2 protein-coding genes and 1 pseudogene are annotated in these 3,218 nt (G+C 68.3%); 1 reads left to right on the plus strand and 2 read right to left on the minus strand.

The annotated features are described in order from the left end of the window. Both KN815_RS13075 and KN815_RS13080 read right to left on the minus strand, forming a co-directional pair. Positions 1–1,356: Tn3 family transposase (locus tag KN815_RS13075; RefSeq protein WP_216341970.1), on the minus strand; the 1,356-nt coding region annotated here is incomplete at its 3' end. Then, positions 1,257–2,669, minus strand: coding sequence for a DUF4158 domain-containing protein (locus KN815_RS13080; RefSeq protein WP_216341972.1), 1,413 nt, complete (start codon positions 2,667–2,669; stop codon positions 1,257–1,259). The genes KN815_RS13075 and KN815_RS13080, both read right to left, overlap by 100 nt. A 238-nt stretch (positions 2,670–2,907) precedes the next feature. On the opposite strand from KN815_RS13080, the pseudogene KN815_RS13085 reads away from it, so the two are divergent. Then, positions 2,908–3,218, plus strand: a pseudogene (locus tag KN815_RS13085) (hypothetical protein); the annotation flags it as partial.

Below are 3,218 nucleotides of genomic sequence, written 5' to 3' on the forward strand. Positions count from 1 at the left end.
CTCGCCGAACCGGTTGATGTGCTCGGTCAGGTACGGCGAGATGTGCGCCAGGTCCTCCGGCTCGATCGTCCAGCCCTCCTCCAGCAGATGGCGGACGATCTCGGCGATGTCCAGGGCGTTGTGAAAAATGACCGCGTTCGTGAGCAGAGCGTTGAACTTCATCGCCTTCTCCTGCTCGACCGGGTCGTTGTCGGCGATGACGCCGCGGTTGCCGAAGCCGACCCACTGGGAGAACCGGTTGAACGACTCGACCTTGTTCGTCGCCGCGGTCACCCGCCGCCGTAGCGGCGCGTCGGAGAGGTAGCGCAGCAGCTGCACGGTGCGGATCACGCGGCCGACCTCGCGGAACGCGGCGTACGTGGCGTTCTTCTTGGAGCCCGACCGCAGCCGCTTCAGCAGCGTGGAGGAGGAGATCGCCCCTTCGCGCACCGAGACGGCCACCCGCATCAGGTGCCGGAACTGCGACTCGATCAGGTCCCAGTCGATCACGTTCCTGCCCGGCTCTCCGAACAGGGCGTCGATGTGCACGTACTCGCTCTGCTTGCTCGGCCGGTAGAACGTCGAGTCCTTCCAGTTACGGATGCGGGGCATCAGGTCGAAGCCCAGCAAGTGGGCCAGCGCGAACACCGGGAAGCTCTGGCCCTGGGTGTCTGCGTGCACCGTGGTGGGCTTCACCTCGGACGTGTTCTTCAGCAGGCCCTCGATGATGTAGACCGCCTCCCACACCCCGCACGGGATGAAGTGCGTGAACAGCGCGATGTAGGTGTCGGAGATGTGGTGGTAGGCGATGCCGCCCGGCTTGCCGTATCTGACGCTCGTCTCGGCGAGCAGGTTGTCGAGGTAGGTGTCCATGTGGGTGCCGTCGGCGGCCACCGCGGTGCCATCGTCCCACGCCTGGGAGATGTCCATCTGGGCGTGGGCGTTGACCAGGTCGGCGATGGCCTCGTTCAGCAGCACGATGGAGAAGTGCCGGTTCGCCGTGTACGACAGCTCATGCCCGCTCACGCCGGGGATGTGCCGGGCGGCCTCGTACGGGCCCATGTTCGTGCCCTTCACGAACGTCGTGATCACGTAGCGGCCGAACGGGTCGGCCAGCTTCGGCTCGTTGCCGGAGGCCGGGCCGAAGCGCCGCCACCACTCCACCCAGTACGCCGTACGGGCCAGGATGCCCATCAGCGACCGCTCCGGCATCCTCGCCTTGATCTCCTCCTCCAGCCGCTTCGCAGACGGCCGCTGACCCTCCGAGCGGTGCGGCCTCAGCGACGGGATACCCGTCTCCAGGTCGATGACCAGGCCCTCGTTGTCCGGGTACCCGGCGTCCGCCGCCGCGGCGGCGTCCCGAAGCTTGTCCTCCAACTGCCGGCGGAAGACCTTGGCGTCGAACTCGGCGTCTCGCCCTCCTCAGCAAGGCCGACCTCCACCAGGTAGGCGCCCAGCTTCTCCTGGACGGCCTCCCACGCGAGGAGCTGCTTGGACCAGTCGGCGTACTCCTCCGAGCCGACCACCGCGACGTCGCCGGTGCGCAGTTCCTCCGCCAGGGCGGTGAAGACCATCGCCTCGAAGTGCTTGCGCACGAACTGGCCCGGGCGGGTCTTGTCGAGCACGGCCTTGCGCCAGTTCTGGGTGGCGAAGGAGATGTCCACCCCCCGGCCCATCTCGTCGAAGGCGGTGATGTACTCCCCGCGGGCAGCCTGGTGGCGCTGTGCGTGCGCGAGCGCGTCCAGCACCCGCCCGTCCTCGCTGGTGGCGGTGAACTCCAGCTTCTCGGCGAGGTCGAACATCACCGCCCGGTCCCGGCCGATCTGCCCGTACAGCAGCGGCTCCCAGAAGTTGCCGTGATGGGCGGAGACCTTCTCGATCTGCTCGTACTGCTTGTCGAACCCGCCCAGCTCCGCCACGTCGGCAGCATCCGCCTCCCCGGCGAAGTCGGTGGCCTTCCCCGCGGCCACCCCGTCCATCCACACGTCCGTGTCGCCGAGGCCGTCCACCCACTCCAGGCGCTTGGTCAAATCCTTGAAGTGCGACCAGCTCGGGCCCTGAGCGGGCCTCTTCAGCCGGTTGAACAGCGTGGTGCCGTCGCCATCGCGGTCCTCCAGCAGCCGTGCCAGGCCGGCCCGCTCCGCCGGGCTGATCCGGTCGTGGATGCCATCGCAGATCGCGGTGTTCACCTCGCGGCGGATCTTCGAGGCCATCGCGTCGAAGGTGGAGAACGCCGGCAGCTCCAGCCCGGACTCCACCACCTTCTCCAACGCAATGTTGATCAGGTCCGCCGGCCGGTTCTTCGCCGCCGCCTCCTTGCGGATCGACCGCTCGGCGATCCGCCGGGCCTCCACCTGGTCGTAGAGCACCCCGACCCGCTTGCGGACCAGGCCCCGATGGTTCTTGGCGGTCTTCTCCGCCTGGTACACCGGCAGCGTGCCCTCCGGCAGCTCCACCTGGGGCCGGACGAAGTCCACCACCATGTCCGGGACGACCTCCAGCTTCGGGAAACACCCCATGCGCTGATACGACTTCAGCGTCAGCAGCAGAGCCAGCAAATGCTCATCGCAGTCCGTGGCACCGGACGCCCACTGAAGCTCATCGCGCGTCGGCGAGAAGAACAGATGCAGCTCATGCGCGGTGATCAGCCGCTTGAACCGCGGATACGCGGTCCGTTCGATCGAGGTCACAACCCACCCCAGGCCCCAGACGATGGTCAACATCACCACCAACGACACTGAGCCGAACGGGTGACGGACCGGGACCTCACGGCTTCAAGATCATCCCATGGCCCCTTTTGGGCTCACCTCGGCGACACCCCCAGCAGCGGCGCGGCCCGGGCACCGAATGAGCCAAGGCGGCGCCCCGGACGCGGCGACGGCCCCGCGCCGCGGGTTTGCTGTCGGGCCGAGTGGTAACGCGGTGGACATGACCGAGAAGAAGAACGCACACACAAGTGTCAGGAGCGCCAACGCGCACGCGAAGGCCACCACGACCAAGGCCAAGGAGACCACGGCACGGGCCAAGGACACCGCGGGCGAGGCGGAGACCACGGCGAAGACCGCCGCCGCGAGCGCCGCGACGACCGCCGCGCACACCGCTCATGTCGCCGCCGACAAGGCCCAGGTGGCGGCCGAGAAGGCCGTGGCCACCGGGCGTACGGTGGCGGCCGAGGCCCCCAAGAAGGCGGCCGCGGCGGCCGGTTCGGCCTGGATGGCGCTGAAGGCGCGCAAGGTCCA

It is taken from the genome of Streptomyces niphimycinicus (genome assembly GCF_018883605.1).
GTDB lineage: Bacteria > Actinomycetota > Actinomycetes > Streptomycetales > Streptomycetaceae > Streptomyces > Streptomyces niphimycinicus.